This is a genomic window from Leucogemmata humicola (assembly GCF_055379415.1).
Window position 1 is genome coordinate 611,808 of record NZ_AP040875.1, and the last position, 23,909, is coordinate 635,716.

Annotated in this window: 29 protein-coding genes; 2 read left to right on the plus strand and 27 right to left on the minus strand. The window is 63.0% G+C overall.

The features are described from left to right. Window positions 1-10: 10 nt before the first annotated feature. From AC6H4Z_RS02380 to AC6H4Z_RS02450, 15 genes are all read right to left on the minus strand, one after another. Window positions 11-883 (minus strand): YMGG-like glycine zipper-containing protein, encoded by an 873-nt coding sequence (locus AC6H4Z_RS02380; RefSeq protein ID WP_497545134.1) that lies wholly within the window; start codon window positions 881-883, stop codon window positions 11-13. Window positions 884-990: 107 nt separating this feature from the next. Then, complete coding sequence (locus AC6H4Z_RS02385; protein WP_497545135.1) at window positions 991-3,225, minus strand: sensor histidine kinase; 2,235 nt, start codon at window positions 3,223-3,225, stop codon at window positions 991-993. Between the two features lie 37 nt (window positions 3,226-3,262). Further along, window positions 3,263-3,571: a gas vesicle structural protein GvpA gene (gene gvpA / locus AC6H4Z_RS02390; RefSeq protein WP_497545136.1), complete on the minus strand. Its 309-nt coding sequence runs from the start codon at window positions 3,569-3,571 to the stop codon at window positions 3,263-3,265. A 61-nt stretch (window positions 3,572-3,632) separates the two neighbouring features. Continuing rightward, a complete protein-coding gene (locus AC6H4Z_RS02395; protein WP_497545137.1) occupies window positions 3,633-3,962 on the minus strand; it encodes a gas vesicle protein in 330 nt (109 codons plus the stop codon). Between the two features lie 31 nt (window positions 3,963-3,993). Next, window positions 3,994-4,347, minus strand: a complete 354-nt coding sequence (locus tag AC6H4Z_RS02400) for a gas vesicle protein K (RefSeq protein ID WP_497545138.1) — start codon at window positions 4,345-4,347, stop codon at window positions 3,994-3,996. A 3-nt stretch (window positions 4,348-4,350) separates the two neighbouring features. Further along, entirely contained in the window at window positions 4,351-5,100 is a 750-nt protein-coding gene (locus AC6H4Z_RS02405; protein ID WP_497545139.1) for a GvpL/GvpF family gas vesicle protein, read from the minus strand. Further along, window positions 5,097-5,327 carry a gas vesicle protein GvpJ gene (gvpJ, locus tag AC6H4Z_RS02410; RefSeq protein WP_497545140.1) on the minus strand — a complete coding sequence of 77 codons (231 nt, stop codon included), beginning with the start codon at window positions 5,325-5,327 and terminating at the stop codon, window positions 5,097-5,099. The genes AC6H4Z_RS02405 and gvpJ overlap by 4 nt, the downstream gene beginning before the upstream one ends. Further along, complete coding sequence (locus AC6H4Z_RS02415) at window positions 5,317-6,138, minus strand: GvpL/GvpF family gas vesicle protein (protein ID WP_497545141.1); 822 nt, start codon at window positions 6,136-6,138, stop codon at window positions 5,317-5,319. The genes gvpJ and AC6H4Z_RS02415 overlap by 11 nt, the downstream gene beginning before the upstream one ends. An 8-nt stretch (window positions 6,139-6,146) precedes the next feature. Next, window positions 6,147-8,009 carry an ArsA family ATPase gene (locus AC6H4Z_RS02420; protein WP_497545142.1) on the minus strand — a complete coding sequence of 621 codons (1,863 nt, stop codon included), beginning with the start codon at window positions 8,007-8,009 and terminating at the stop codon, window positions 6,147-6,149. Then, window positions 8,006-8,305, minus strand: coding sequence for a gas vesicle protein GvpG (locus tag AC6H4Z_RS02425; protein ID WP_497545143.1), 300 nt, complete (start codon window positions 8,303-8,305; stop codon window positions 8,006-8,008). Before AC6H4Z_RS02425 ends, AC6H4Z_RS02420 begins: the two co-directional genes overlap by 4 nt. 21 nt (window positions 8,306-8,326) lie before the next feature. Next, window positions 8,327-9,004 (minus strand): deoxynucleoside kinase, encoded by a 678-nt coding sequence (locus AC6H4Z_RS02430; protein ID WP_497545144.1) that lies wholly within the window; start codon window positions 9,002-9,004, stop codon window positions 8,327-8,329. Window positions 9,005-9,075: 71 nt separating this feature from the next. Further along, window positions 9,076-9,549, minus strand: coding sequence for a QcrA and Rieske domain-containing protein (locus AC6H4Z_RS02435; protein ID WP_497545145.1), 474 nt, complete (start codon window positions 9,547-9,549; stop codon window positions 9,076-9,078). Window positions 9,550-9,580: 31 nt separating this feature from the next. Continuing rightward, window positions 9,581-10,108 carry a QcrA and Rieske domain-containing protein gene (locus AC6H4Z_RS02440; RefSeq protein ID WP_497545146.1) on the minus strand — a complete coding sequence of 176 codons (528 nt, stop codon included), beginning with the start codon at window positions 10,106-10,108 and terminating at the stop codon, window positions 9,581-9,583. 20 nt (window positions 10,109-10,128) lie between these two features. Continuing rightward, window positions 10,129-10,629 (minus strand): hypothetical protein, encoded by a 501-nt coding sequence (locus AC6H4Z_RS02445; RefSeq protein ID WP_497545147.1) that lies wholly within the window; start codon window positions 10,627-10,629, stop codon window positions 10,129-10,131. Window positions 10,630-10,637: 8 nt separating this feature from the next. Beyond that, complete coding sequence (locus AC6H4Z_RS02450; RefSeq protein ID WP_497545148.1) at window positions 10,638-11,207, minus strand: hypothetical protein; 570 nt, start codon at window positions 11,205-11,207, stop codon at window positions 10,638-10,640. A gap of 210 nt (window positions 11,208-11,417) precedes the next feature. On the opposite strand from AC6H4Z_RS02450, the gene AC6H4Z_RS02455 reads away from it, so the two are divergent. Then, window positions 11,418-12,641: an EAL and HDOD domain-containing protein gene (locus AC6H4Z_RS02455; RefSeq protein WP_497545149.1), complete on the plus strand. Its 1,224-nt coding sequence runs from the start codon at window positions 11,418-11,420 to the stop codon at window positions 12,639-12,641. Here AC6H4Z_RS02455 and AC6H4Z_RS02460 read toward each other — a convergent pair. The 3 genes from AC6H4Z_RS02460 to motA all read right to left on the minus strand — a co-directional run bounded on the left by AC6H4Z_RS02460 (window position 12,630) and on the right by motA (window position 16,887). Continuing rightward, window positions 12,630-15,080, minus strand: coding sequence for an ABC transporter permease (locus tag AC6H4Z_RS02460; RefSeq protein WP_497545150.1), 2,451 nt, complete (start codon window positions 15,078-15,080; stop codon window positions 12,630-12,632). The genes AC6H4Z_RS02455 and AC6H4Z_RS02460 overlap by 12 nt on opposite strands. A 114-nt stretch (window positions 15,081-15,194) precedes the next feature. Beyond that, on the minus strand, window positions 15,195-16,031 hold the full coding sequence (locus AC6H4Z_RS02465; protein ID WP_497545151.1) for a flagellar motor protein MotB: 837 nt from the start codon (window positions 16,029-16,031) through the stop codon (window positions 15,195-15,197). A gap of 1 nt (window position 16,032) precedes the next feature. Further along, the gene (gene motA, locus AC6H4Z_RS02470; protein WP_497545152.1) at window positions 16,033-16,887 is read right to left on the minus strand and encodes a flagellar motor stator protein MotA; all 855 of its coding nucleotides are present in this window, start codon (window positions 16,885-16,887) and stop codon (window positions 16,033-16,035) included. Between the two features lie 109 nt (window positions 16,888-16,996). Between motA and AC6H4Z_RS02475 the strand changes: the two genes are divergently transcribed. Beyond that, window positions 16,997-17,653, plus strand: a complete 657-nt coding sequence (locus AC6H4Z_RS02475; protein ID WP_497545153.1) for an ATP-binding protein — start codon at window positions 16,997-16,999, stop codon at window positions 17,651-17,653. Here the strand turns inward: AC6H4Z_RS02475 and csrA are convergent. The 9 genes from csrA to AC6H4Z_RS02520 are packed head-to-tail and all read right to left on the minus strand — an operon-like array spanning window position 17,622 to window position 23,858. Further along, window positions 17,622-17,861, minus strand: a complete 240-nt coding sequence (csrA, locus tag AC6H4Z_RS02480; protein ID WP_497545154.1) for a carbon storage regulator CsrA — start codon at window positions 17,859-17,861, stop codon at window positions 17,622-17,624. The two genes, AC6H4Z_RS02475 and csrA, sit on opposite strands and share 32 nt — an antisense overlap. A 9-nt stretch (window positions 17,862-17,870) precedes the next feature. Further along, on the minus strand, window positions 17,871-19,295 hold the full coding sequence (flgK, locus tag AC6H4Z_RS02485) for a flagellar hook-associated protein FlgK (RefSeq protein ID WP_497545155.1): 1,425 nt from the start codon (window positions 19,293-19,295) through the stop codon (window positions 17,871-17,873). Continuing rightward, window positions 19,295-19,837: a flagellar export chaperone FlgN gene (gene flgN, locus AC6H4Z_RS02490; RefSeq protein ID WP_497545156.1), complete on the minus strand. Its 543-nt coding sequence runs from the start codon at window positions 19,835-19,837 to the stop codon at window positions 19,295-19,297. The genes flgK and flgN overlap by 1 nt, the downstream gene beginning before the upstream one ends. Further along, complete coding sequence (locus AC6H4Z_RS02495) at window positions 19,834-20,154, minus strand: rod-binding protein (RefSeq protein ID WP_497545157.1); 321 nt, start codon at window positions 20,152-20,154, stop codon at window positions 19,834-19,836. The genes flgN and AC6H4Z_RS02495 overlap by 4 nt, the downstream gene beginning before the upstream one ends. Beyond that, window positions 20,151-21,227, minus strand: coding sequence for a flagellar basal body P-ring protein FlgI (locus AC6H4Z_RS02500; RefSeq protein ID WP_497545158.1), 1,077 nt, complete (start codon window positions 21,225-21,227; stop codon window positions 20,151-20,153). Before AC6H4Z_RS02500 ends, AC6H4Z_RS02495 begins: the two co-directional genes overlap by 4 nt. Continuing rightward, window positions 21,224-21,838, minus strand: coding sequence for a flagellar basal body L-ring protein FlgH (locus AC6H4Z_RS02505; RefSeq protein WP_497545159.1), 615 nt, complete (start codon window positions 21,836-21,838; stop codon window positions 21,224-21,226). Before AC6H4Z_RS02505 ends, AC6H4Z_RS02500 begins: the two co-directional genes overlap by 4 nt. Window positions 21,839-21,848: 10 nt before the next feature. Further along, complete coding sequence (gene flgA / locus AC6H4Z_RS02510; RefSeq protein WP_497545160.1) at window positions 21,849-22,319, minus strand: flagellar basal body P-ring formation chaperone FlgA; 471 nt, start codon at window positions 22,317-22,319, stop codon at window positions 21,849-21,851. Further along, a complete protein-coding gene (flgG, locus tag AC6H4Z_RS02515) occupies window positions 22,319-23,107 on the minus strand; it encodes a flagellar basal-body rod protein FlgG (protein ID WP_497545161.1) in 789 nt (262 codons plus the stop codon). Before flgG ends, flgA begins: the two co-directional genes overlap by 1 nt. 49 nt (window positions 23,108-23,156) lie before the next feature. Further along, window positions 23,157-23,858, minus strand: coding sequence for a flagellar hook-basal body protein (locus AC6H4Z_RS02520; RefSeq protein WP_497545162.1), 702 nt, complete (start codon window positions 23,856-23,858; stop codon window positions 23,157-23,159). Between the last annotated feature and the right edge of the window lie 51 nt (window positions 23,859-23,909).

The following is a 23,909-nucleotide window of genomic DNA, read 5'->3' on the forward strand; positions in this document are numbered from 1 at the left end:
AAGATTAACGTCAGGAAATGACGAGCGGCGCGTCGAGCTTGAAGCGCATGGACGCTCCGGCCGGAAGACAGGCCTCCCACTTCTCGCTCACGCGGGATGCCGCGGCGCCGGCCGCTGCACCAGCGGCCGCGCCGATCAGCGTGCCCTTGGTGTTGTGGCCAATCAGCTGACCGAGAATTGCGCCGGCAATGGCGCCACCGGCCACCTTCTTCTTCTCGGCGTTGGGATCGCCATTCGCGACCTTGCTCTGCTCGAGCGCCGTCAGCGGCGACGCCTCGGCGTTCACGTCGTACGACTTATCGTTGATGACGACCGATCGGACGCGGAACGTCAGCTCGGCGCTTGCGGCATCCTTGCCGGGGCGGGCGCTCGCGACTTCGAGAACAACCGTCGAACCGGCCGGGATCACCGCGCCGTTCGAGCCCGTCAGGGCACTACTCAACGTGGCTGTGAGTTTGTCGCCCGGCAGGTTGGAGTTCGTACAGACCTTGGCGCCGCTGGTCATGCCGGCGGCGGCACCGGCAGCGATTTCGGCCGTCGGGGCTGGCAAAGGTGCTGCCGCGACCGGCGCCGGAACGACCGCCGGCTGAGGCTGGGGCGTCGGAGCCTGGGCGACCTGCTGGGGCTTGGGTGCCGGCTTAGGTTCGGTCCGTTTGCGTACCGGGACGGGAGCGTCGGGCTTCTTGGACGGGGTAACCGCCGTGGGAGCCTGAGCCATCGCGGTATCCTTGATCGCGGCTGGCGCCTGGGTCTGAGACCCGGCAAGAGCAAGGTCGCGCGCGAGGTCAGAGTCGGCCTGGGCGTGAGTGTTCGCCGCGTTATCGCGGCAGGCGACACTGAGCAGTGCGGCGCCAAGCGCCAGCTTTGCGAGCGAGGATTTCATGGACGGAGCTCCAAGGGAAGAACGATTCGTCTGTTAGACGAATGATGGTACCCTGTGGTTAGCCCCGAGTTGCGCCGCCCCGCATTACGGAGGCCACGGGCTCGTCGCTAGGGTAGTCTGGCGACGGCGAGCTCACTCATCGAGGCGCTCGGGACCTTGAGCGGGAGATACACCGAGAACGTGCTCCCTTCGCCGTAGGTGCTCTGGACCGCCACGGATCCGCCCAGCCGTTCGAGCAGCTTGCGGGTGATGCTCAGACCCAGGCCGGTGCCGCCGAATTCTCGCGTTCTCGACTGGTCCACCTGGCGGAAATCTTCCCAGATGGCCTGAAGGTCGGCGGGTCGGATTCCGATGCCGCTGTCCACGACGTCGATGCGAATGCCCCCCGTCGCGCACTGCGCTTCTACCGCAACCTGCCCGCGGTTCGTGAACTTCACCGCGTTCGACAGGAGGTTGAGCAACACCTGTTTGACCTTCGTTCGATCGGTGTAGATCGGCGGACAGTCGGACGCGACGTCGGTCGTGAAGTCGAGCTGCTTCTTGCGCACCATTGGCTCGATCTGTTGCGTGACCTCGAGAATGACGTCGCGCAGCGAGATCTCCTCCAGATGGAGCGGCATCTTGCCCGCTTCGATCTTTGCGAGATCGAGAATGTCGTTGATGAGCGCGAGCAGGTGCTCCGCGGCGGCGCGTCCGCGCGTCAGCGCATCGCTCTGTTTCGGATTCACTTCGCCGAGCACACCGTCGAGCAGCAACGCCGAATAGCCGATTAGCGCGTTGATCGGCGTGCGCAGCTCGTGCGACATGCTCGCGAGAAATTCCGACTTGAGCTTGTTGGCTCGTTCGACTTCCTGCGACTGCCACTGGAGTCGTGCATTCTGCTCGGCGAGATCGGCAGTCGCCTCGCGAATACGCTGCTCGAGCTCACTGTTCAGTCGCTTGAGAGCGTCATAAAGCCGCTCGTTCTCGACCTGTTTGGTGAGATCGTGAAGCACGGAAACGATCGCGATCGGTTCGCCGCGTTCGTTCTTCACTTTGCCGGACACGACTTCGACGGGCAGCTCGAGACCAGTGCGCGGATACGACAGCGACATGCGCTCGCGGCGCGAGTCGTCGTCGAGCATTGCGAACTCGGAGATGAACGACGTGAACTTGGTGTCGTTGCCGCGCACCGCGGCAACTTCGCGCCGCGTCCGCGCCTCGCCCTCGCTGATTTGAAAAAGCTGTTCGGCCTGGTCGTTCATCAAAATGATGTTCGACCGCTCGTCGGTGACGAGAATCGGATCTGCGACGTTTTCGAGAATCAGGTTGAGTCGATCGCGCTCGCCGCGCACGGTGATTTCGGCCTGACGTACTCGCTGTACCTGACGCTCCAATTCATTCGCGGCGCGCCGGAGGTCGGTGACATCGCGGAGCACCGAGAGCACGGCATCCTCAGGTCCGACACGCTCGCCGAGCGGGTGTGCGAGTACTTCGAAGAGAAGATCGTTGCCTTCGTCGGGGTCGACGAGGTTGAGCTCGCGAGCACCGGAATGCTGGCCGCCTGTCATGGCAGCCTTGGACAGGAATGACGAGAAGAGCAGGTTGTTCACCTCGATGGCGCGTCGTCGTCCCGACGAGTCGCCATCGTGGCCGTGGAGCAATCGATCGGCGCGCTGGTTCTGCGCGATGATGTCGTTTGCGGCGTTGGTAATGACAACCGGATCCGGGAGCGAGTCGACCATCAGGCGCAGGCGTTCGCGCTGCTGCGTCAACGTGTCGGATACGTTGCTCGCGTGTTCGAGCGACGCGAGTCGTGCGACGACCGGACTCGCGAGCGTGACGATTTCGAGCGCGTCGGCGAGCGGGCCGTCGTCAATGTCGCCTTCGAGGAGCACGACGCCAGCCGGCACCGCCCCGAGGCGTCGTTCACCGCCCGCGAGCGCGTCGACCCTCAGTGTGGCGAAAAGCTCGTTCGCTCGTTGAGCCGAGAGTGGTTCTGGTGCGCCGCGGGACGGCGGCTGCGTCATGGGGATGGCGATCCACGACGAGAGTGGCGCGAACGCGCGCGGTCCGAGCGACGAATTTCCTCGGATCGGTGTCAGCGTGAGCGCGCTCAGGACGAGCGGATTGGACAGATCGCCGAGGGGAATGCTCGCGTCGACGAGATCACCGTCGAGTCCGACGGCGACAACGGCGGAGAGAAACTCATGTGCCGCATCGAGACGCAGCATCACCGCGCGCCGCGCTCCCGTAATCTCTCCGAGCTGCGTCAGAAGAAATGACGCAGCGCCTGGTACGTCCGGGGCCTCTGCCAGCGCGGAAAGGAGACCCGCGACGGCGCGGTCTCCGACAACTGCCATGCTAACCGTGTCCTACGATCTGAGACATTCGTTTGATCTAGACTTCTTCCTTGATCTTTCGTTGGTCCAGCTGTCGCCGGAGCTCTGCGTTCTCGCGCTGCATGCGCTCGAGCTCGTCGCTGGGGCCGATTTCACGCGGGCGCGAAACCGGTCCGGTGATACCCACTGCCTCGGAATACTTGAGGTAGGTGTCGATCGATGCGACAACGATTCGGGCTTCGACGGTCACGAGGTCAATTCCAACCAGCGAAACTCGCACCCAGGCATCGATCACGATTCCCTTGTCGAGTACGCGATCAAGTACGTCGATGAGAGAACTGCCACTGGGCGTACGTTCGACTGCCATGTTGTTCTGTCCTTGGCCTAGGGTTCCGTATACCCGAGCGGAGGTTGCTCGATCGTCAGAGTTAGCGCGGCGACTTCGGTGCGCTCGTCGTGCTAGACTCGGCGAGGCGCGTCAGCTGTGTTTCGATGCGTGCGAGGCGTGCTTCCATTTCGCTCGCCGGCAGTGAAGCGGTGTTGCTCATCGTGAGGCGTGGATCGTTGCGCCACCAGTTCAGCCCGATCTGTTCGGCCTTGTCGATCGAACAGATGAGAAGCCTGACTTGAATCGTCAGGAGCTCCACGTTGGCGAGATTGATCTTGATATCGCCGGCGATGACCAGACCCTTGTCGAGGACACGGTCGAGGATATCGACCAGTCCATGCGTCCGAGTCGGGTTTACGAGGTCAGGCAATCTGGCTCCAGTTTCGAGGGCGGAGTCGGCGCTAGCGCAGCCGGCCCAACGGTCCGAGATCGATGTTGAGATCCTCGTCCGTCAGACCGAAGACCGTCTTCAGCTCGTCCATACGTCCGTTGAGCTTGAGAAGAGCCAAACCGAGCCGTTCGATTTCCTGGTCGGAGAGTGTTCCTCCATCCATTCGACGGACTGCCTGGTGCTCTAACACCTCCCTGAGCAGTTCTATCACGGTTAGCACGAGTCGCGCAAGTCCTTGCTCAACCCGCTCAGGATCGGCGTTGATCCGATCCGGAAGTGCGCGAGCAAGAGCATGAAGTGCGGCCGTGGCCGGGTCGTCAACTTCGACGACTGGTTCCGGCGCGACGGGATCTGAATCGAGCATAGTTCAGTCCGCCAGATTCATGCCGTGGGCGCCGCCCGATTCAGAGAGTGCCGAAAAGCTGTATGGCGCACGAGGACCGATGACGAGAAAGCGGAATTCCGCCGTCTCGTGCACGGAGTCCACCGCTGCCTTGTATTTCGCCAGATCGTCACGCGAAACGAGATGCGAGATCGTACGCAACGGCAGCGGCGTTGCCGTCTGGTGAATGGTCGCGCGGCGGACGAGCGATCCGGCAGCCTCGGTGAGCTCGGTTGCGAGCTCATCCATTGCGATCTTGATTGCCGCCGTCGCCATTTCGCGTTTTCTCAACGTCTCGAGATAGCGGCGGCCAACGCCGTCGGAGTCCGGGTCCACCATTTCTGGGAGGACCGGCTCGAGGTCGTGCACCATTCGCCGCGTGGACGGCGTGATGATCAACGTCATCTCGACGAACCCCTGCACGTCGGCGACCAACGATTCAACGGTACCGGCGCGATTGGCGAGTGCGGCGCGACACGCGTCGTCGTCGTCGAACCGCTGGCCGAAACGCGCCGGCACAGGGGTGGAGCCCGTCTCGAGCGCCGCTTCGACGACGGCGTCGTGCGCACGCACGCCGTCGATCGACACGGGAACATTGCGAGCGACATCGCTGACCCAGGCAACGAGACCGTCGAAGGGGAGCGCGCGTACGCGAGCCCCGGCCAAGCCACTGAGGCCGGGCGGAATCGCGTCGCCAATGTCGTCTGGAAGCACGCAGTACAGGTGTGTCGTCATCGGCCGTCCGGCGGCGAGGCGAGTTGTGTCAACGTGCGGTTGATGCCGTGTCGCATGGAAGTCTCGATCGACGTGAGCAGCAGGCGAAGGTCGAGCATGAGTAAATCTATATCGGCAATGGAGATCGTGACCGTGCCAGAAATCACGACGCCCTTGTCCAGAACATGATTGAGCAAATCGCCGAGGATGACTTGCTCCTCGTCGATGTCATCCGGGTCATGCGCCACGATCGGCCTCGCTCGCAAAATGATACGGAGGCCACGGGCCCGTGAAATCGAAGCGCAACCCGCTCGCGGCGTGGCGTTCGACCAGCTGCGTGAGGATTCGCTGAAACTCTTCCAGCCGTGACGGCGCCACGAGAAATGCGCCGTTGAGCACCATCACACCACGCGTCGCGCTGTCGGCGTCGGCGCGCGGAATGGCAATGCGAACCGACTGCAGCGACGCTTCGTTGAGCGCCGACGCAATCTCCTCGACCAGACGTTGGGTGACCGCGCGCATCTCGGTCTTCTTTTCGCCGTCGAGCTTTCGTTCGAGCAAATACCGCTGCCCAGGCGACGCCGCCGCCGCCGTCGCGGCCATCTCGCCCAACCGCGGACTGAGGTTCGAAATCACCGAGAGCATCTCACCATCCACTCGATACACCCGCAACGCGTATTCGCGCCCTTTGGCAAGACGCGCGAGCGTCGCCGCGAGTTCGGGCTCGCGATCGCGCAGCATGGCGCAGACGGCAGGCTGCCCACTGAACAGTGAGAACATCGGCAGCGGAACCACGGGGCCGAGATCGCTCGCCCAAGTGAGAATGCGATCGTGCGCGACAGCGCGAGGGCCCAACCAGTCGACGTCACCGCTGTTCGTGTCGAGTGTGGGCGGTTCGTACTCGGACGCAGGAAGTGTCGACACAAGTGCAGCGACTTCGCCGCCGCGCTCGAGCAGAACGTCGGCATCGTCCAGCCCGGCCGGCAGCGTCGCAGGCGAAAAGCTTGCCGGAACGATGCCGTACACATACCAGACTGCATTCGATGTCGATGACGCCATTGAATCCTTCAGGAATTCGGAAGCGCGAGTCGCCAGGAGAGCGACCACTCGCGAAGTGCGCGTGCGCCGACCGGCGGTGGCTCGACTTCCTCCGCGACAAATTGGCGCGCCGCAACGGTTGCTGGAAGAGGCTCGAGCACACCTTCGATGCGATTCCAAACGATTGCGCCAACGTCCACGCCGCGCGCGCGCACCGCGGCGGCCAAGCGAGTGGTTTCGCTGCGCACGAGTGGCTCGTCGAGCGACACGAGGACGAGTCCGCATTTTGTCGCGTCGTGAAGTAGCGTGTCGAGCGCGCGCGTCCGCTTGGCGAAGTCCAATAGCTCCTGCGCAGTTTCGCCAAGCCCCACGACATCGCGATACTTGAGCATCAAGCGCATGATGCGATGCGACCAATCCAACGCGATGGCCGGCATCTCGAGCAATCGCAATAGATGGCCCGTTGGCGCGGGATCGACGATGATGCGGCGAAATCGCCCCTCGAACAGCGCATCGCCAAGAGCAGAGAGGGCAAAGAGTTCGTCGACGCCCGGGGGCGCGAGCGCGAGCAGATCGCGCACGATCGCGCGATCTGCCGCGACGTCGACGCCTCGACCGATGAGCGCCTCGAACAGCGCGTCGATGCGCGACTGATAGGTGTCACGCACCCGAGCGAACGCGGCAGTCGCGTCCATCTGTCGCACGACAACGCCCGGAAAATCCGCCAACTCGGCCTCGACGTCGGCGCGAGCCCACGGCGCGTCCGGCTGTCCGAACGCATCGGCGATGGACGGAGCAGGATCGGTGGACACGAGCAGCGTGAGTCCGTCGCCGTCGCGTGACGATGCGATGGCGAGCGCGCACGCGACTGTGCTCTTGCCCACGCCGCCCTTACCACCAACGATGGTGATTGGCCGCACCATTGTTGATGGGTCGATCGTTTTCTCGGTCGCGCGCCTGATCGGTGGCGAAGGAGTGGTCGCGGCGGCCATCGATGGCGTTCGAAGTTCTCGAACCGCAGCGGCGACGGCAGTGATTCCTGTCGGCGGGGTCGGTGCGATCGGCAGCCAGTACGGCGGAATCGATTCGTCGATGCCCTGGATCGTGCTGTCGCCCCTGGCGGCGTTGATGATACACGCGGCAACGCGAACGTGTAGCGCGCCAAGGCTTTCGACATACCGAGACGTCTCCGCCACGACGAGCGGTTCGGCACGCGTGACGACGACTGCGGCGATGGCGCTGCCGTCGGCGAGGAGCGTGCGGATGGTGTCTACGCGCGACCGCATCTCGTCGAGAAACGCGTCGGCTTGATCTCGACGATACCGGTGAGTGAGTGCGCGCACCATGAATCGGTGTTTGTCCTGCATCGCGTCGAACATCGCGAGTAGTGCGCGAAAGGTTTCCGGAAGTGCGAGCAGGCGAAGCGTGTGTCCGGTGGGCGCCGTGTCTACGACGATTCGCGCGTACGGCGAATTTTCGTCGGCGAGCAGTTCGGCGAGCGCGAGCATGGCGAAGATTTCATCGCCACCGGGGAGCGCCGCGTCGACGAGTCCGTCGATGTCTTCGCGGTCGAGATACGTGCCGCGATCGAGGATGTCGCCAATTGTGGCACGCCAACGGTTGAGAAAATCCTCACGGAGATCGTGCGCCGACAGCTGCCGCACGTGGAGGTTCGGCTGCTGCTCCACCGCCGAGGCGTTCGACGAGACCGGAACGCCGAGGGTATCGGCTAACGCCGCGGCGGGGTCGGTCGACAGGAGGAGCGTGGTTTCGCCGCGTTGAGCGCAGATAGCGGCGAGGCCTGCGGCGCAGGTCGTTTTTCCGACGCCTCCCTTGCCGACGACGAGTGATGTGCGAGGAAGACCGGCAATCAGCGCGTCGACCGCGCTCACTCTCCGCTGTCGCGCGCCATGCGAACGGGGCCGCCGCTCGTGCCCTTTCCGAGTCGTTCCCGCCAGGCGCGTACTTCGCGAAGCCGCACCATCAATTCAGCCTCGCGTTCTACGTATTGCGCGTCATCGATGTCGCCAAGCTCGAGCTGCATCTGCAGCTCCATGAGTTCCTGCTTGATCGGCGTGTCGTCGGTGAGCTCCTCCTCGACCACGTTCTGCACTTTTCCAAGCGACCACTTGATCCCGGCAACGGGACCAGCGACTGGAAAGAAGAGGAGTTTGGTGAGAAGACCCATGTCGATGGCGCGGACGAGTCGCTACGCGAGGCGCCGACGTGGCGCGGCCGGCCAGAGCTCCGTTTGCGGAAGCTCGCCGTCGAGCTGCAGCCGAACGCGCCCGGCGATTTCTTCGATCGCCGACGGCTCGTTGAACAGATCGTAGCCGCGAACGTCGATCGACAGAACGGGGCAGTGCCGGAACTGAGCGATCCACCGTTCGTATCGCCCGTGCAGCGCGGCCCAGTAGTCCATGGGCACGTCGCGCTCCTTGGGGCGTCCGCGGTTCGCGATGCGTTGCGCGATCACGTCGAGCGGGCCGTGGAGATAGATGAGCAGGCGTGGCGGACGAGCGGCCGGAGAGTGCAACAACTCCGCGTACAGTCGCCGATACAGCGACCACTCGTCGGACGTCATGAGACTTTGCTCAAACAACCCACGAGCAAAAATCTCCGCATCCTCGTACCACGTGCGATCGAGGATCCAGCTCCCGCCAAGGCCACGCATGCGTCGCATGCTGGCGAAGCGAGTCGCGAGAAAGTGAAGTTGTAGGTGCAGTCCGTACGTGCGCATCTCGTCCGGACCGCCGTAGTAGCTCTCGAGCCACGGGTTGTCGGCATCGACGCTTTCGAGCGCGATTTGCAAGCCGAAACGCGCTGAGAGCGCGTGCGAGAGAGTCGTCTTGCCCGTACCAACCATTCCAGCGACGCCAATCAACATGGATGGCAAACTACGAAGAACCTGCGCGCCGCGAAACGGTTACGTTCGCGTGACAGTCCGGCGCGCGTGATTTAAGCCACAGTCACGGTGTTCGCGACTGGGTCGAAGGTGGCGGTAAGCTGCGCGAGTGGCGCGATTTGTGGGCTGGAAATGCTTGGCCCGCGCAGCACGGAACCGCTTGCGGAGAAAAGCGATCCATGGCACGGGCACTCGAGGAGGCCGGCCCGAACCTCGGTGTCGCATCCCTGATGGGTGCAGATTCTCGAGAGGCCGAGGAACGTGGAGGGACCGGTGCGAACCAGCGCGCGCTCCGATCCGATGTCGACAATCGTTCCGACAGTCGCGAGGCCCGCATTGGCGGGACTACTGAGCTTCACGACCACCGCGGGACTTGCAGGCACGAACGGATTGCCGCCGCCCGATACGTGCGGTATGGTCGGCCCGATCTGACCATCGCCGCAGCCTTCTGCCACGACGAGGCCCACGGCGGCGATCGCCGATTTGGCGAGAAAGTCGCGACGATTGAGACAATCCTGACAGGACATCGCTGATCGGGGATGAGTGTTCCGTGATGCGTCAGACGGTGACAAAGGCGGTCTTCCACGCCGCTTCGTCTTCGTCTTCTTGATGCAGCTTGTCGAGATTCACCACGACGTTGTTGCCATCCTTGCGAACCGCATAGCGGTCGAGGCCTCGCGTAGCGCGACCGCTATCCTTGATGTAGATGCCGTCGGGCGTGAAGCGCGAGTGATGCTTGGGACACTCGAACTGCGCGTCCTTGTCGTACCAACGCAGCGCGGTGTTCTGGTGCGGACAGGCGAGTCCATACACGAACACCTTGCCCTGCCACCGCGTGATCATCGCGTCGTTGTCCTTGTCGATCTGCGTGCCGTCTTTGGCCGGGATCGCGTAGGTCTTTTCCTCGCGCGAGCCGCCGAGTGCAGCCACGAACTCCACGGGTGAGGCCGCAGCAATTGCCGGTGCCGCGCCAAGGGCCACGAGCGTACCCGCCGCCATCGCGCCGGCGGTGCGTAGAAAATCGCGGCGCGCCATCACTGCGCATCCATTGCAGGCGTCCATCTGCGACTGTGCTTCGTGCTTCATATCCGACATCGTTCGTTGATTCAGGAGAAATTCGCGAGCGCCACACCAAAGGCGGCGATCACGAGCCAGAGCGTGAGGCTGGAAACCGCCACACGATGCAGCGTCTTCCATTGCGGCGACGCATCGGCTGCGTCCTGACGCAGCGCATGTTCAGCGCGCGTCATCACATAGCCGTTAATCAGAAGTACAACCACGAGACCCATTTTGGTCCAGTACAGCCACGATCCGAAGAAGGTCTCGATGTCCGAGGTGAACAGCGCGACACCGCTGAGCACGACGATCGTGAGCCCGGTCAGGACCCAGCGATGGACGGCGGCGAGCTCGCGCAAATGTCCGTGTCGCTCCGCTGCGGCCAGGCGAAGCGCGCGCAGCGTTCCTCGGTCGGCGGCGATTGCGAGACCGCCCGCCAGCAGCAACCCGCCAATGTGCAGGAACTGAACGATCGTGATGGTCAGCTTGGAATGACTATAGAAGGCATTCCACGGCTTGAAGAATTGAACGAGTGCGTCAGGAGGCGTCATCGGTTGCGCTATCGATTCCAGAGTTTCATGGCGAGACCACTCACCACGGTCACGCCCATTGCCGACAGCGCCACGGTGCGGTGCTCACGACGTTTGTCGACGCTATTCTCGGCCTCGTCCGACAGCTTGGCACCGGCGTACGTGAACGCCGCATCCGCGCCGAGAATGGAAATAGCGTGAATCGTTCGGAGCACGCGTCCCTGAGCGGTCGATCGGGAGTCCCACCAGTTCCAGGCTCCTGTCACCGTATTCACTGTGAACATTCCAGCGAGTGTAGTTGCGCCAGCGCGGTGCATGGTCTTGGCCCACGTCGGAGCCCCATTACCCTTCTGAAACAGCTGTTCGCCGGCGGCGTACTGGAGGGCGAACACAGGAATGGTGGCGTACGCGACGTATCGATGAATTATGAGCCGGCGACCGTACCACTCGCTGACCTCTACGGCCTTGCGTCGCTTACGCACGGTGTCGCTCAGGTCGAGCGACGTTTCGAGAAGTGGAAACCCTCGCGGAGCGAGTGTCGGCGCAACGACGGGGACTGTGTCGAGGCCCGGCGGCGTGCGCGGCGTTGTATCGCGCACGGGGCCGCCAGCGCCTATTAAAACTTGTAACAGTCCAAGAACGATCATGAGTATCCTGATAGCGAGGATAGTCGTCAAAACTCGGCGACGCGTCATGCGCCTCGTCGGTCCGGTCGATACTAGACACGTGACTGCGAGACTAACCCCGAAAGGTAGGTCACTCGTTCCCAGCTGGCTCCCCTTTGGCCCGATTCGGGCCGCCTCTCCCCAATGAGCTCCATCCACGTGGCTCGCCAGCCGATCTTCGAGCTTGGCCGCGGGCTCTTCGGATATGAACTGCTATACCGCCGCGACGCCGTGGCAGATCATGCAGACGGCGAGGCGGGATATATGAGTGCCGATGTCATCGTCAGTGCCATGCTCGGGATCGGACTCCGGGCTGTCGCTGGCGGTGGCGTCGCCTTCGTGAACTTCTCGCGAAGCCAATTGCTCGGCCATACATGGGAGCTATTCGATCCATCGACCGTGGTGATCGAGTTGCTCGAGAGCGTCGAATGCGACGACGACACAGTCGCCGCGTGCCAACGCCTCGTGAAGCAGGGCTATCGTCTCGCTCTCGACGACTACGTCTACGCCGACGCATCGCGTCCGCTCCTCGAACTCGCATCGATCGTAAAGGTCGACATCCTCGGCCGCTCGGCCGAGGACCTCGAGCAGACGGTTCGCCAGCTGCAGCCAGTAGGGGCGCGTCTGCTGGCCGAGCGAGTGGAGACGACCGCGGTGCGCGACGTGTGCGTGAACCTCGGCTTCGAGCTATTCCAAGGCTATCTCTTCAGCCGCCCGGAAACGCTGAGCAAGACCGACGTGTCGGCAGGGCAGCTGGTGATCATGCGGCTTCTCAACCTGCTGCAGGACCCCAAGACCAGCGATACAGCACTCGACGCTGCGTTTCAGAGCGACGTAGCGCTCGCCTACAAGCTCCTGCGTATCGTCAACGCCGCGTCGGTTGGCGGTCGAGGCATCACGTCGATTCCGCACGCTGTGCGAATGGTCGGCCGCGATACGCTGCACCGATGGCTCGCCGTGATTCTCATCGCGTCGCTCGGCAAGGCTGGTGACGTGAGTCACGAAGTGGCGCTCACCGCAATGACCCGGGCGCGAATGTGCGAACTCCTCGCCAACAATTCGAGCGAGAATCAGCCGGCAGCGTCTGCCTTCATTGTTGGCCTGCTGTCGCTGCTCGACGTGCTGCTCGAGGTTCCGATGGAGAAGATCCTGCTGCGCCTCGAACTGAGCGACGACGTGCGCGGCGCGCTGCTCAAGCGCGGTGGTCCGCTTGCGCCGCCGCTCAAGCTCGTCGAAGCGTACGAGGGCGCGAATTGGGAAACCGCGCTGGGTCTCGCAAGCCAGACGTCGGTTCCCGAGGAAATTCTGCCCGGCTTGTACACGGATGCCCTTCATTGGGCATCCGAACGTGTGAGCCTATCCGCGTAGCGCTTCCATAGGGTCGACGCGCGCCGCTCGGCGCGCGGGCAGCCAGCTGGCGAGAACCGCGACGGCACAGAGCAAAGCGATCACTGCCACGAAGGCGATCGGGTCACTCGTGCTCACGCCGTACACCAGGTTTTTGAGGAGCCGCGCGAATAGCAGCGCGGCGACTCCGCCAATCGCGACGCCAATGCCGGCCATCGTCGCACCCTGACGGAGCACGAGCGCGAGCACGTCGTTCGAACGGGCGCCAAGCGCGAGTCGAACGCCGATCTCCTGCCGTCGCTGCGTGACGAGGTACGAGATGACGCTATAGACGCCGAGCGCCGCGAGCACGAGCGCGGCCGAACCAAAGACGGCGACGAGTACGAGCACGAACCGACGGTCGGCCACAGACGTCGACACCACCGACTCCATCGTGCGAACGACGGGTGACGCGTCTGGGCGGAGCTGCTGCACGATCGACCGGGCAGACGCGATTGCCGATGACGGATCGTCGGCGGTTTGAATGGCGATATGGAGTTGGCTCGAGGCGTGGTCGCGCTGCGGCTGATACGCGTAAAACGTGGGTTGCGCTTCAACGGCGAGGTTCTGATCGCGTACGTCGCCGACGACGCCGACCACGGTGAATGGCCGCATGTCGCCGTCCATGTTGCCGTATTGAATGAACTTTCCGATCGGATTTTCATTCGGCCACTTCGCTCGTGCCAATGACGCGCTGATCACTCCCACGTGCGGCGCGTCAGGCGTGTCTCCCGCTCCAAATACGCGGCCGCGCAACACCGGAATGTTCATTGCCGCGAAGTAGTCGCCGTCGACGACGTTGAAGTTCGCCTGGCCGCTGCGCGTCGGATCCTTCATCAGCTTGGGAATGTCCGCCATGACGAGCGGCTCATCGAGACGTGTGAGAATCAGATACGCGCCATCGTTGCCGCCGCCAACGAGCGGGAAGCCGCTCACGGCGCCAACGGCACGGACACCGGGCAGCGCACGCAGGCGCGCCATCGCATCTCTATAGAACGCCACACGACGCTGCGCTCCCTCGTTGCCTCGCTCGTACGGAAGCTCCGCCGTGAGTACGACTGCGTGATGCGTGCGATACCCAGGGTCGAGATCGAGCAAGCGAACGAAGCTGCGAATCAGCAGGCCAGCGCCAACGAGGAGCACCACCGTGAGCGCCATCTGCGACACGACAAGCGTGCGGCGAACGTTGGCGCTCGATCCTGTGCCGGCCTGTGTGCGTTGCGAAGCCGACAGCGCCTCCCGTATGTCACCGCGCGTGCCCTGCCATGCAGCTAGCAAGCCAAGTGCAATCGCCGCGGCCACTGCGACGCCGAACGCGAACAAAAGAACGGGCCAGCTGATGTGAATCTCGCCGGCGCGCGGGAGATTTCCTGTTTGCGTGGCGAGCAGCAATCGTATGCCGGCCGCTGCGAGTCCAAGACCTCCGACCGCGCCAAGCACCGAGAGTACACCTGCCTCGATGACGAGTTGTTGCACGAGCTTCAGTCGGCTTGCTCCCAGCGCAAGGCGAAGACCGATTTCTGCGCGGCGCACCGTGAGACGTGCGACGAGAAGATTGACGACATTGCCGCACGCAATGAGTAGCAGGAGCGCTGATGCGCCAAGCAGCACGAACAGTGTGTTGCGAACCTTTCCGACCAGCTGATCGCGCAGTGGCGAGAGGTCACCGTCGGACATCCACGTCTCGTCGCCATACTGCTGCTTGAGTCGTCGCGACACGCTGCTCAGATCCTGCTGCGCTTGAGCCAGCGTGACGCCGGAACGGAGCCGTGCAACGACACGCCAACCGTGCGACGTTCGACTCGGCTGCCCGGTTTCGACTTCGAGTGGCATCCAGACATCAACGCCCGCCGGATAGTTCATTTCTGGCGGCATGACGCCAACGACCGTCATGAGTGTCGACTCGATGCGAATCGTTTTACCGAGTGCGTTTTGTGCGCCGCCGAGTTGAGTGCGCCAGAACGCGTCGCTGACGACGACCGACCGCGGCGCGCCTGGACGAAGCTCTTCGTTGACGAAGGTGCGTCCTCTCGCCGGTTTAAGCCCGAACACCGAGAAGAAATCACGCGATACGACGGTTGCTTGCGCACGCACAGGCTCGGCGAGTCCGTTCACCGTAATCGACTGATTTGATTGGACCGCGGCCATCGCGTCGAATGCGCGCGTCTGCGCCTTCCAGTCGTTGAAGTTCGGCACCGAAACGCTCATTCGCTTGCCGTTCTTGTCGACCTGAAAGAGCTGCGTGATCCGTTCGGATGACGGATACGCAAGCGGTTGCAGCAACACCCCATTCACGACGCTGAAAATCGCCGTCGTCGCGCCAATGCCGAGCGCCAGCGTGAATACGGTGACGAAAAAGAAGCCGGGGCTGCGCGTGAGCGATCGAGCGACGTAGCGCAGGTCGCGTTTGAGCGATTCCATGGGCGGCGCGTGAAGGCGTAGGATGTGGTGAATGCGAGAACGGCGCGACCGTTCGGGTCACGCCGCGATCCAACATCCCTACGCGACGCCGAGCGCCGCGTTTCAGCTCTCCGTTTAGCCGCCGCTTGGGCCGCTTTTGTTAGCAGCTGCTGCCGCGGCCTCTTCTGCCGAAGGAGTCGTGAACGGCAGGAAGATCGTGATACGGCGGTTGGACGGGTCAAGCGGATTGCCTGCGTTACGCAGCTCGCGATCCGCCATGCCGCGTACTTCGACGACTCGCGCTGGGTTGAGTCCCGATCCTTCCATCACGCGTCGAGCTGCATTCGCGCGATCGGCTGACAATTCCCAGTTGCTGTAGAGACCGGCGTACTGGGCGGCATCCGTGTGTCCTTCGACGATCAGCGGATTTCGAAGCGGAGCGAGTTCCTGCGCGACGATCTCGAGGGTCTTCTTCATCGTCGGCGTCATCGTGGACGACGCCATGGCGAAGAACTCGTGTCCGGTGGGACCCTCGGCGAGCTCGATGCGCAGACCCGAATTCGTCTCGATGATCTCGATGCGATCGCCGATCGCCTTCAATCCCGCTTCCTTGAGGCGCTCCTTGATCCGACCGCCGGTCTTCTCGAGATCTTCTTCCTCCGTGCGGCGACTGACGAGCTTCATTGGCGTCGTGTGCACGTTCGCCGGCGACGTGCCCGACGACATCGGCGACTTGCCGGCGTTATAGCCCTTCTTGAAGCCGATCGGATTCGTGAAGTAGCCCTCGATGGAGTTCTTCACGTTCTGGTCCATGCCAATGATCCACATGACCATGAAGAACGCCATCATCGCGGTGACGAAGTCGGCGTACGCAACCTTCCACGCACCGCCATGGTGACCACCATGGCCGTGCGCTTTCTTCTTGACGACAATGATTGGTCGCCCGCCGGCACCACCGCCCTTCTTCGACACCTTACGCTGCCTTACGCGTGAGCGCTTCGAGCTCGGCGAAGGTCGGACGTTCGACTGGCTCGATGTTGCGGCGTGCGAACTCCACGCAGGTCATCGGTGAGTCGCCGCGTGCGAACGCGAGCAGCGCGGTGCGAATGCAGCTCATGTAGTCGTGCTCCGCACGGAGGCGCGCTTCGAGCGCACTCGCCGTTGGATTCACGAGACCGTACGAGAGCAAGATTCCAAGGAACGTTCCGACGAGAGCCGCGGCAACCTTCTCACCGATCTCGGCCGCAGTACCGCCGATCGAACCCATGGTGATGACGACGCCGAGTACGGCGGCGACGATGCCGAAGCCTGGAAGCGCGTCACCGATCTTCGAGAGCGCCGCAGGAATCGCGCGCGCCTCTTCGCCCTGACGCTCCAGGTCGAGATCGAGGATTTCTGCCAGGTGGTGATCTTCGACGGCGCCCGTGAGCAACACCTTTAGCGTGTCGCAGAGAAAGGGCAGCGCGTGATGATCGTGCAAGAAGAATGGATACTTCTTGAAGATGTCGCTCTTCTCGGGCTCTTCGATGTGAGCTTCGAGTCCGACGAGACCATCCTTGCGAGCCTTCTGAAAGACGTCGTAGAGTACTTTCAGGAGTTCGGAGTAGGCCTTCTCGTTATAGGGATTAGGTTTGAGCAATCCGAGGACGCTCTTCACGCTTCCCTTCACAACGCTCATCGGATTGCTCACCACGAAGGCGCCGATTGCGGCACCACCGATGATGATGAATTCGGACCACTGAACCAGCACGCCGACGTGGCCGTGGTCCATGGTGAATCCGAACAGAATGCTTCCGAAGACGACTACAAGTCCGACGATGAAAAACACGGGAACCTCGGTAGGGGTCGCAGGACATCCGTTTCCAGCGAACGACCGTACACATGCAGTATCGGGCCGATGGGCGACGATCTGTAACCAGGCTTTTGGGGCCGCCTAAGTGACAGCGACAAGCGCACCGACCGAGGGAATCGCGGAGTGGGTCGAACTCGTCGACCTAGCCCTCCAAGGCCTCCACCATGCCCTCAATAACCGTATCGGCTCGCTTTCCGCGTTAGTTGAGCTACATCAGCTCGGAGATTTGCCGGCCGATAATTCGAGCTTCGAGAATCTCACTGCCGATTTGACCAGGCTGTCCGATTGCAACCGGATGATCCGGCTGCTGCCACAGGACTCGGTCGCGGGTGAGGAGCCGTTGATTCTCGACGATGTGCTGGCCGACGTTTTTGCCATCCATCGCTACCTGCACGACGCACGCGATCTGCAGGTGACGGTGACGCCAACGCGCTATGTGGAACCGGTGCGTGTCGAGCGGTGGGCCCTGGTGCGCGTACTCACGCTGCTGCTACACGACGCCAAGCGTCTCGCCAAGCAGAGCGGCTCGGCCATTCGGGCCGTCACGGAATCCGACGATCACTGGGTGCGCGTCGAATTCAGGATTGGATCACCGACTGTAGACGGAACTCCGGTCTCGGGCGGAAGTCGCTACGCCGAGCTCTTGGCCGAATCGTTTGGCGGAAGGGTAGAACGCCGCGCCGGACTCGCCGAGCTGCGGCTGCCGACGCTCAAGGCTCGTCGCGCCGCGGACCGCCGATAACCTTCAGCCATTCCTTGCCGCCGTCAGTGGCACCTGCGCGCTGATTCTCGGCGGTGATGTCGCTGACGATTTCGCCACGCAGAATGGTGACGTCGCTCGGAGCTTCGATGCCCAATCGCACGCCCTTGCGGTCGCACGCGAGCACGACGACGCGAATTCCGTCGCCGATCAGGATCGTATCGCCAGCTTTCCGGCCGAGGATCAGCATCTCAGGAAATTAACGCCCGATGTTGACGAGTGTATCGGTCATGTCGCTCACGACTTGGACGAGTCGCGCGGCTGCTTGATACGCATGCTGGTGCTCGATCACCGAAATCAACTCTTCGTCCGTCGAAACGCCACTGACGCTTTCACGCCGTGTCTGGGCGTTGGACGCGAGGGTCCCTTGGACGGTCGCGTTGTCCTGGGCTTCGCGAACATCGGTGGCAAGACTGCCAACCGTCTCGTTGAAGAAGTCGCTCATCGACGCCGTCGTCGTTCCGGCGAGTGAATTGAGCGTCACCGCGCTGTTGCGCAGTCCTGCTAGCGCGGCCGCGACGTCGTTGTTTCCCGGACCAGCCGCGGTTCCGGCGGACGCCGCGACATCGTTTGCGCCAACGAGCGTGGGCGACAGCCGAATGTTGCGCGCCGTCATCAGCGGATCGACACCGGTGGGCGGCGGGTTGGTCTGGTCGAAGAAGTTTCCGGCCGGCGATCCGACCGGCGGGTTGCCGCTGTACACGGTTCCGGTAGAGTGAATCGCGTTGACGGTCTGCACCAGGCCCGATGCAAGAGCATCGAGCTTGGACATGACCATCGGAATGCGATTCGCCGAGACATCGATGTGCGCGCCGAGCGTGCCGCCAAGGCCGTCGATGGTCGCGGCGCTGCCCTGATACGTTACCGTGGGCGGCTGACCGTCGTGCATCTCGAGCTGCTTCACTGTCGTGTCGTCGACGATCATGCGTCCCGCGGCGTACACGGCAACGCTGCCGTTCGAATGCTCGATCACCTGGCCGCCGACGATCTTCGTCATCTGATCGAGCAGGAGATCGCGCTGGTCGCGGAGATCGTTCGCCGTCTGTCCGCCGGATTCGGCGGACACGATTCGGCGATTCACGTCGGCGATCTGCGAGCTCAGCTGATTCACCTGATTGACGTCGGCGTTCATCGCTTCGCGATTGCTCTGATCCACCGTGTCGAGCTGCGCCGCAAAGCGATTGAGCGTGTTCGCGACGTTGTTACCAGCCTGACGCACCACGCCCTTGGCCGAGACGTTCGTTGGGTCGCTCGCGAGGTCGCTCCACGCCGACCAGAACGCATCGAGCGACGCACTCAATCCCGTGTCGCTTGGCTCGCCAAAGATCGACTGTACCTGGCCCATCGCGTCGGCTGTCGTGCTGGCGCCCGAAGCGCCGGCGTTGTCGGTGCGATAGGTGGCGTCGAGCAACGAATCGCGCGCGCGCGTGATGCTGGCAACGGCTACACCCGTGCCGACGCTTCCATATGGAAAGACCGTCGGGAGCTGGGCAGCCAAATCAACGCGCTGTCGCGAGTATCCCTCGGTCTTCGCGTTCGCGATGTTCTGCGACGCGATCTGGACCGCGGTCTGCTGCGCGTTCATTCCCTGACGCGCCGAGTTGAGAATGCTGCCGATGCTCATCAGATCCTCCGATCGAGCAGACTGTGCGTCTGCGAGCGAACCTGCTGCGACGGTGTCGGTTTCGTGGCGTACGTCGCAGGTGCTGTCGCTTCCGCGCCGGTGAGTGTGCGAGCATACGCATCACCGCAGGCGAGCGCCTCGCGAAGGATGCGACGGTTCAGCGCGACCTCTCGCGACAGCGCGCGTGCGGCGGTGTGCAGGCCGTCGCGTGCGTCACGCAGCGCGGGCGTCATGCGGGGCCCGAGTGCTTCGTCGAGCGAGTGAATGCCGATGTCTTCGCGCTGGCCAATGAGTGTGTTCAACGCACGCCGGCGGCGTCGCGCTTCATTCAGCGTGACCAGCACTCGATGCGTAGCGAAGACGCTGTCGTCGACGCGCTGTAGGTCGTCGTCGCCGACGGCAGAGCGCTGGCGTCGCATCACACCAATCAACTCGTCGAGCAGGCGTCGCTCGGTGACGAGTGCGTCGGTGAGCGAATCGACCGGCGAAACGACGGTGCGTGCGGTCGGAACGAGGTCGAACTTCTGATCGGTCGTCATCATCTCGGTTCCGATCCGGTTGAATCCGTAGCCTGCGATCCAAGTCGCTGGCTCAATTGGCGGTACAGTGCCGCGGCGAGCGAGTGCTGCCCATTCCATTGTTTCGGCACTTGTTCAGAAAACTTCTCATCTAGCATCTGAGTGAACGTGCTTTCGCCGCTGCTTTGTGACATAAGTCCGTCATTCGGCACCGTGTCGCGCATGGCTGCAAATAAACGTTGCACAAACACTCCCTCGAGCTGGAGCGCCGTCTTTTTCAGGCGCTCTGCAGGTGACGGCATTGGTCCCTTGTTCGGAGGCAGGCCGGCGATCTGACTCATCGAACGACAACCTCTGCGGCGATCGCTCCGATGGCTCGAAGTGATTCGAAGATTGCTGCGATTTCCGACGCTGGTGCTTGTGCTGCGTGAAGCGCTGCAGCAACGCGCGTGACAGGTGTGCCTGCGGCAAGTCGCAGGTTGCCGGCTGGCGCAGCGGTGGTGTCGTTCGCACCAACCGTGATCGTGATTCCGCCGTGGCTCACAGTTGCTTCGCCGATCGTGAGATCACCGCCGGCGATGATGGTTCCATCGCGACCGTCGATGATCAGTCGCGCGATGCGTTGAGGCTGCACGCGAAGATCTTGAATGCGGGCGATCGCGAGCGCCTGACCTTCTTTCTGATCTTTCAGCGAGAGTGCGACGGAACCTGGGTCTTCAACGGTCGCCGTATTCTCGCCCATTTCCTTGTTGATTGCCGTCGCGATGCGTGTTGCCATCGTGATGTCGGGCTCGCGGAGCAACAGCTTGTTGCTCGACGCAAACTGCGGCCGCGGCAAGTCTGCTTCGAGGAGGCCGCCCGTCGGAATGCGCGACGAGTTTTCGATGACCGAGCTTCCGCGTCCACCGCCGAGGTCGGCCATCAGCACCGCGCCCTGCGCCGTGGCGACCGGATCACCACCGACTTCAGAGAGCATTGGCGTCATCCACAGCACGCCGCCGCGCAGCGAACGCGCGTCGCCGACCGACGAGACGTGCACTTCGAATCGACCGCCGGCGCGCAGATAGGGCGAGACTTCCGCCGTGACGAGCACCGCGGCGACGTTCTTTGTCTTCATTGCTTCAACCGGCAGCTGTACGCCGAATCGGCGAAGCAGGTTGACGATCGAGTTGACCGTCATGCCGCCCTGCTTACCGCCACTCGCGCGGTCGCCCGTTCCATCGAGACCGATGACGAGGCCGTAGCCGAGCAGGCGAACGGGAATCGCTTTGTCTTCGATCGCGAGATCGCGGATGCGAAGCATTTCCTGAGCTCGCAGGTTCGAGGTCTGAGGATTCACGACGACGGAGAACGCTGCCGCGACGATGATTCCCCTGAGACCAGAGACCAGTGACCACAGACCTGTCTTCTTCATGGCCAGAACACCGTGATGAGGCGGCCGATGAGTCCACCGCGCGTTTTGCCAATGTCGCCGTTCAGCGTGTACGTCATGTTGACGTCGGCCACGCGTTCGCTCGTCACGTAGTTCGCCGTTGAGATGTCCTCGGGGCGCACCCAGCCAGTGAGGTTGAGCGCCTGCTTGTTCTTGTCGACGTCCACCATCTTCGTGCCCTTGATCTGCAGCAGCCCCGTCTTGTCGACGGCCACGACGCGTACGCTGATGTCGCCGCGGAAGTTCACGCCGCGTTTGGCGTCGCCGCTCTGGCTCGACTGGGAATTTTTGCTCATCGACATCGTCGCATCGATCTCAGGCAGTGCTGACGTACCGACCTTCGGCGGGACCAGGCCCAAGTCGTTCTTTCGCGTTTGCTGATCGGATCCCGTCTGCGATTTTGTCGCGGTCGCGAGCGTGGCTTCGGTAACCAGCACCGTGATCACGTCGCCGACAGCGTATTCGCGACGGTCGGCAGTCCACGAGGTGAGACGCCGAGCGGGCGCCTGCTGATCCTTGCTCTGCGCCATTGCCGCAGGAGCGGCGAGGGCGAGGGCTAGTGTTGCGATGGCGAAGTGCCGAAAGCGATGCATGCCAGTTTCCTCAATCAAGGCGAACGCGGCCTGGGGCCACGACGGTTGCGTCCATTCTTCGACCCGCTGCGGTGCGTACTGGCACTCGATCGCCAAGCGCACCGTTGCGCGCAGCGATGCCGCGCAGCGTGAGTCGGACATTCTGATCGCGCCATTCGATTTCCACTGGCTGATTTGCCGACACGATCGTCGGCGGCTCGACAGCGGGAGCGCGGAGTACTTCGCCCGCGAGAATGGCTCGACGCGTCACCCAACCCGCATCGATCCGCGACGTGTCGGCGGGTCCGCGGAGCGTGGTGTCGCGAAATACGAAGTCGTCTGCGCCCAACACCGTCCCACGCGCGAGTGCCCGCGTCGCGACGGCTGCTCCGCGACGCACCGGCTGCTGCGCGTGTGCAAGGCTCGCCGACAGCGCGAGCAAAACGGCCAGGACGGTGAGCAAGTAGGGATGCGCAACGCCCTTCGTGAGTCTGCGTGTCACTAGCGGACCATCTCCGTCGCTGTCTGCGACATCTCGTCGGCGGCCTTGAGTGCTTTCGAGTTGAGCTCGTACGCGCGCTGGGCGCTGATCATGTCGACCATTTCCTGCACGATTTCGACGTTGCTGCCCTCGAGCTGACCCTGCACCAGGCGGCCCATGCCATCATCCAGCGGATAGCCGGTCGTTGCTTCGCCGCTCGCCGGCGTCGCGGCGTAGAGGTTCTGGCCGAGGGACATGAGGCCGCTGGGGTTGGCAAAGCGAGCGAGTTCGATGCGACCGAGCTCGGTCTGTTCGCCGCCGGGACCCTTCGAGCCGCTCACGACACCGGTCGCGGAGATCGTCACGTCCGTGATCTCGGCGGGAATCTTGATTCCGGCGCCAATGGCGTAGCCGTCGGAGGTCACGAGAACGCCTTGATCAGAGATCTGGAAGCTTCCGTCGCGCGTGTATGCCGTCGTACCGCTCGGCATCTGCACAGGGAAGAGACCATCGCCGTCGATGGCGACGTCGAGCGAGCGTCCCGTCTGCTCGAGCGCGCCCTGGCTATGAAGGCGCTGCACGGCCGTGAGATGGGTACCGCGTCCAACCTGCACAGCGGGCGCCGTGTTGGTCTCCGAACTGCCGAGCACCTGCGGACCCTGCATCGTTTGATACAGCAGGTCCTCGAACTGTGCGCGGCTGCGCTTGAAGCCCGTGGTATTCACGTTCGCGAGATTGTTCGCGATGACTTCGGTGCGCGTCTGCTGCGCGGCCATTCCAGTTGCTGATGTACGAAGTGCAGGATTCATGGTTTCGACGGTGGCGCTAGTTGCTTGGCACTAGCCGCTAGTGGGTTTGTTACAGGGGCTTCGCGAGCTGCGTGGTAATCGTTTCGTTCACGTGGTCCATCTCGATGATGCTTTTCTGAACCGATGCGTACGCGCGCTGGACTGACACCATGTCGACAAGCGCGCTCATCGAGTTCACGTTGCTCTCTTCGAGGTGGCCCTGCTTCACGTTGCGATCGGCGGCGGCGATGGGCTGGCGCGTTTGCGGCGGAATCCACATGCCTTCGCCTTCGCGCTGCAGCTCCACGTCCTTCGGCGCGGACTCCATGCGCAGCGTGTCGACGACCTGACCGTTCTGCGTCACGTCGCCGGTCTTGCTGATCTCGACGGGGCCGTCGAGCAGTGTGAGCGGTCCATTCTTTTTGACGCCGAGCAGCGGACGTCCTTCAACGTCCACGAGGTGATGTTTTTCGTCGATGCGGAGACTGCCGCCCCGCGAGTAGCGTTCGCCGTTCGGGGTGTTCACCACGAAGAAGCCAGGGCCGTCGACGGCGACGTCCATCGCGTTGCCGGTCTGGCGGAGCGTGCCGGTTGTGAGATCGGAACTGGTGACCGCGGCGGGGCGCATGCCGTCGAGAAGGCGCGCGAACACTCGCTGCGACTTGTAGCCGTCCGTCGAAACGTTCGAGAGGTTATTGGCGACGATTTCCTGCTTGCGCTCCCAGAACCGCAGGGCGGCGGCAGCACTGTCCATTCCATTCAGGGAAGGCATGGCGGGAAGCGGATGGAGGGCGGGTAACGGCGGCGGGAACTGCCAGACTGC

Excerpts from the sequence above, each read along its gene's own strand:
- AC6H4Z_RS02460 (WP_497545150.1), bottom strand. The coding sequence starts at position 15,080 with ATGGAATCGCTCAAACGCGACCTGCGCTACGTCGCTCGATCGCTCACG.
- AC6H4Z_RS02435 (WP_497545145.1), bottom strand. The coding sequence starts at position 9,549 with ATGTCCTGTCAGGATTGTCTCAATCGTCGCGACTTTCTCGCCAAATCG.
- gvpA (WP_497545136.1), bottom strand. The coding sequence starts at position 3,571 with ATGGCAGTCGAACGTACGCCCAGTGGCAGTTCTCTCATCGACGTACTT.
- AC6H4Z_RS02505 (WP_497545159.1), bottom strand. The coding sequence starts at position 21,838 with ATGCATCGCTTTCGGCACTTCGCCATCGCAACACTAGCCCTCGCCCTC.
- AC6H4Z_RS02385 (WP_497545135.1), bottom strand. The coding sequence starts at position 3,225 with ATGGCAGTTGTCGGAGACCGCGCCGTCGCGGGTCTCCTTTCCGCGCTG.
- AC6H4Z_RS02445 (WP_497545147.1), bottom strand. The coding sequence starts at position 10,629 with ATGACGCCTCCTGACGCACTCGTTCAATTCTTCAAGCCGTGGAATGCC.
- AC6H4Z_RS02440 (WP_497545146.1), bottom strand. The coding sequence starts at position 10,108 with ATGAAGCACGAAGCACAGTCGCAGATGGACGCCTGCAATGGATGCGCA.
- AC6H4Z_RS02415 (WP_497545141.1), bottom strand. The coding sequence starts at position 6,138 with ATGGCGTCATCGACATCGAATGCAGTCTGGTATGTGTACGGCATCGTT.
- AC6H4Z_RS02405 (WP_497545139.1), bottom strand. The coding sequence starts at position 5,100 with ATGACGACACACCTGTACTGCGTGCTTCCAGACGACATTGGCGACGCG.
- flgK (WP_497545155.1), bottom strand. The coding sequence starts at position 19,295 with ATGAGCATCGGCAGCATTCTCAACTCGGCGCGTCAGGGAATGAACGCG.
- flgG (WP_497545161.1), bottom strand. The coding sequence starts at position 23,107 with ATGAATCCTGCACTTCGTACATCAGCAACTGGAATGGCCGCGCAGCAG.
- AC6H4Z_RS02455 (WP_497545149.1), top strand. The coding sequence starts at position 11,418 with ATGAGCTCCATCCACGTGGCTCGCCAGCCGATCTTCGAGCTTGGCCGC.
- flgN (WP_497545156.1), bottom strand. The coding sequence starts at position 19,837 with ATGATGACGACCGATCAGAAGTTCGACCTCGTTCCGACCGCACGCACC.
- AC6H4Z_RS02380 (WP_497545134.1), bottom strand. The coding sequence starts at position 883 with ATGAAATCCTCGCTCGCAAAGCTGGCGCTTGGCGCCGCACTGCTCAGT.
- AC6H4Z_RS02400 (WP_497545138.1), bottom strand. The coding sequence starts at position 4,347 with ATGCTCGATTCAGATCCCGTCGCGCCGGAACCAGTCGTCGAAGTTGAC.
- AC6H4Z_RS02495 (WP_497545157.1), bottom strand. The coding sequence starts at position 20,154 with ATGAGTCAGATCGCCGGCCTGCCTCCGAACAAGGGACCAATGCCGTCA.
- AC6H4Z_RS02500 (WP_497545158.1), bottom strand. The coding sequence starts at position 21,227 with ATGAAGAAGACAGGTCTGTGGTCACTGGTCTCTGGTCTCAGGGGAATC.
- csrA (WP_497545154.1), bottom strand. The coding sequence starts at position 17,861 with ATGCTGATCCTCGGCCGGAAAGCTGGCGATACGATCCTGATCGGCGAC.
- AC6H4Z_RS02430 (WP_497545144.1), bottom strand. The coding sequence starts at position 9,004 with ATGTTGATTGGCGTCGCTGGAATGGTTGGTACGGGCAAGACGACTCTC.
- AC6H4Z_RS02520 (WP_497545162.1), bottom strand. The coding sequence starts at position 23,858 with ATGCCTTCCCTGAATGGAATGGACAGTGCTGCCGCCGCCCTGCGGTTC.
- AC6H4Z_RS02425 (WP_497545143.1), bottom strand. The coding sequence starts at position 8,305 with ATGGGTCTTCTCACCAAACTCCTCTTCTTTCCAGTCGCTGGTCCCGTT.